Origin of the sequence: Streptobacillus notomytis (assembly GCF_001902585.1) — a bacterium.
Lineage (GTDB): Bacteria > Fusobacteriota > Fusobacteriia > Fusobacteriales > Leptotrichiaceae > Streptobacillus > Streptobacillus notomytis.
In genome coordinates, this window is the sequence record NZ_LKKV01000132.1 from 1 (window position 1) to 3601 (window position 3601).

At 27.5% G+C, this 3601-nt stretch carries 3 protein-coding genes; all 3 read left to right on the forward strand.

What is annotated here, in order from left to right; translation table 11 throughout:
* The first annotated feature begins 110 nt into the window (after nt 1-110).
* From BUE91_RS06705 to kduI, 3 genes are read left to right on the forward strand one after another with little or no spacing between them, the layout of a single operon-like run.
* Nucleotides 111-1967, forward strand: a complete 1857-nt coding sequence (locus BUE91_RS06705; RefSeq protein ID WP_073508369.1) for a polysaccharide lyase family 8 super-sandwich domain-containing protein — start codon at nt 111-113, stop codon at nt 1965-1967.
* The gene (kduD, locus tag BUE91_RS06710) at nt 1960-2730 is read left to right on the forward strand and encodes a 2-dehydro-3-deoxy-D-gluconate 5-dehydrogenase KduD (RefSeq protein ID WP_073508370.1); all 771 of its coding nucleotides are present in this window, start codon (nt 1960-1962) and stop codon (nt 2728-2730) included. The genes BUE91_RS06705 and kduD overlap by 8 nt, the downstream gene beginning before the upstream one ends.
* Before the next feature lie 18 nt (nt 2731-2748).
* A complete protein-coding gene (gene kduI / locus BUE91_RS06715; protein WP_066900504.1) occupies nt 2749-3585 on the forward strand; it encodes a 5-dehydro-4-deoxy-D-glucuronate isomerase in 837 nt (278 codons plus the stop codon).
* Nucleotides 3586-3601 lie beyond the last annotated feature (16 nt).

The following is a 3601-nucleotide window of genomic DNA, read 5'->3' on the forward strand; positions in this document are numbered from 1 at the left end:
AGAAGAAAGTGAAAAATTTAGTAAAAAATACATGGAGGTTATTGACATCTTAAAGAATTAAGGTATAATTTATTGACTATAATATAAAACGGTTTCTAAAGGAAAAGTTAATGTATGAATTATTATTAAAAAGAAAAGAATATTTAATAGGAAATTTTAAAAATTTGCCATTAAATAAGCAAAAACAAATAGAAGCAGAACAAGAAAAAAATATAGAAAAGTTAAAATATTTAGAAAATTTAAATATAGCTGAGGTAAAACTTAGGTACAATAACATATTAGAAATTTCTAAAGCATATAATCAGATAGGAAATAGGAGATATAAGGATAGTGGGATAAAAGAACTTATACTTAAATCTTTGGAAATATTAAGATTAACTTACTATAACTTATCATCAGTAGAAAAAATGAATTGGTGGCAATGGGAAATAGGAATACCTTTATTATTAAATGATATATTCATATTGATGAATGAAGAAGAATTTGAGATTGAGAAAGAAAAGAATTTACAAACTAGTATGTATTTTCAAGGAGACTCTAGATATTCAGGAAATAATCCTGTTGCTATACATCCAAGTAATAAGCCATTTAGGGTATCTACTGGTGGAAATAGGGTTGATACAGTTAAAATTTCAGTATTTAGATCTTTATTATTAAATAATGAAGATGAATTAAAACTTGCATTAGAGTCTTTGCCCATTGTTTGGGAATGCAAAAAAAATATAAATAAATTAGAAACCGATACACAAAGAGATGGGTTCTATGATGATGGATCATTTATACAACATGGAAGTGTGGCATACAATGGTACATATGGTAATGTCTTATTACAGGGTATAGGAGAAATACTTTATGTTATAGGGGATAGCAAATATTTAAAATATCTTTCTGGAGTTTGTAAGTTAAAAAAAATAATATTTAATAGCTTTAAACCATTTATGTATAAGGGTTCATTTCCTGATATGTTAAATGGCAGGGCAATTACAAGGGAAAATTCATCTGATAAAACTATAGCTCATATGTTATTAAATTCAATATTGTTAATATCTTATGGTTTAAATGATGAGGATTTAAAAAATTTTGTTGCAAGTGAAATGTTAAAATATGAAGATTATTCATATTTTGATAATGAGCTTTCCCCCTTTATATACAACTTGGCTAAAAATAATATGAGGGGAAGAGAAAAAGAAGAATATTTACCTTTAGTTAAAGTCAGTAATGTTATAAATAGAGTATTTATTAAAGATGAAAAAAAAGCTATAGCTATTGTAGGACATAGTAATAATATTTCAAATTATGAGAGTTTTAATGGTGAGAACACAAAGGGTTGGTATACAGGCGATGGAATGATATATATCTATACCAGTGATGTTACATACACTAATTACTGGAATAATGTTGATATGAGATATATGGCAGGGACTACAGAAGTTTATGAAGATTTAGAAGGTATAAATACATCACAAATCTTAGGCGTTAATATGAGTAATGCTAAAATAGTTAGGGCTATAGAAAAGAATAATAAGATGATGTTTTTTATGGAATTTGAAAATCATAATAAGAGCTTAAAGATGTATAAATCATATGTGTATACAGGAAATAAAATTATTTGTTTAAATACTAATATTAGAACAAAAGAAAAAATATATACAACTATTGAAAATAGGTTATATAAACAAAAACCTAAAATAGTAATAGAAGATAGAAGAATATCAATTAATGGTTTGATATTTAATATAATTACAGACCATGAATTTAATTTTGATATTAAAGAAAGTGAATTTGGATATTTTGTAAAAGTATGGATAGAACATAAATCTAATGAAAATCTTTATTATGAAATAATATTTGAGGATAATAATGATATATTAAATATTGAAGATTATAAACATAGTATTATAATAACAAACGCTAATAAAAAATATGAAATAAACATAAAAGAGAAAGAGGTGTTGAGATTTGAATAAATTTTTAACTGAGATGTTTTCACTAGAAGGGAAACTTGCAATAGTTACTGGTGGTAATACAGGACTTGGACTAGCTTATTCAAAAGCTTTAATGGAATCAGGAGCAGATTTGTTAATATCTACTTTTGATGATAATGTAAGTGAAGTTATGGAATATGCCGATAAATTAGGTAAAAAAGTAATATTTGTAAAAGGAGATTTAACTAAAAAAGAAGTTAGGGAAGAAATAGTTATGAAAGCTATTAATGAGTTTGGAAAAATAGATATACTTGTTAATAATGCAGGAACTATAAGACGTGCTCCTCTTTTAGAATATAGTGAAGAAGATTGGAATGCAGTAATGGATATTAATTTAAATGCTTTATACTTTTTATCTCAAAGAGTAGCAAAGGTTATGGTTAAACAAGGACATGGAAAAATAATTAATATAGCATCAATGCTTTCATTCCAAGGTGGTAAATTTGTTCCACCATATACAGCAAGTAAACATGGTGTAATGGGACTTACAAGAGCATTTGCAAATGAGCTTGCAGAAAAAAATATACAAATTAATGCAATTGCACCAGGATATATTAAAACAGCAAATACACAACCTATAAGAGATGATATTAAGAGAAATCAAGAAATTTTAAACAGAATACCTGCAGGTAGATGGGGAGAAACTGAAGACTTAATGGGTGCGGTAATATTCCTGTCATCTAAGGCATCAGATTACATTAATGGACATGTACTAGCAGTAGACGGTGCATGGTTATCAAGATAATAAATTTAGGAGGAAAATATGAAATTAGATATTAGATATTCAGTACATCCAAGAGATATGAAAAAATATGACACTAAGGAATTAAGAGAAAACTTTTTAATAGAAGAAGTATTTGTTGAAGATATTGTAAATTTAATTTACTCACATGATGATAGAATGATTACAGGTGGAGTAAAACCAGTTAATAAAGAAGTTATTTTAGGAGAAGTTAAAGCATTAGGAACAGACTTCTTTTTACAAAGAAGAGAAATGGGATTAATTAATGTTGGTGGAAAAGGTAAAGTTATAATAGATGGAACAACTTATGAAATGAATAAGAGAGACGGGCTATATATAGGAATGGGGAATAAGGAAATTATATTCACCTCTGATAATAGTGATAATCCTGCTAAATATTATATAGTTTCTGCCCCAGCCCATAAAGAATACCCTATAGTTAAAATAGATATAGATAAGGCAAATCCTGTAAAACTTGGAGCCTTAGAAACTTCTAATGAAAGAACTATATATAAATATGTAGATCCTTCGGTTTGTAAGTCTTGTCAGTTATTAATGGGTATGACTATACTTGAGACTGGAAGTATATGGAATACTATGCCAGCACATACACATGATAGAAGAATGGAAACATATTTTTACTTTGATATGGAAGAAAATACTAGAGTATTTCATCTTTTAGGTGAACCTGATGAAACTAGACATTTAGTGATGAAAAATGAACAAGCAACAATTTCTCCTTCATGGTCTATACATGCAGGAGCAGGTACAGGAAGTTATACATTTATTTGGTCTATGGCCGGAGAAAATCAAAATTATGCTGATATGGATGTAGTTCCTATGAGCGATTTAAAATAGGAGAGAATAAATGGCA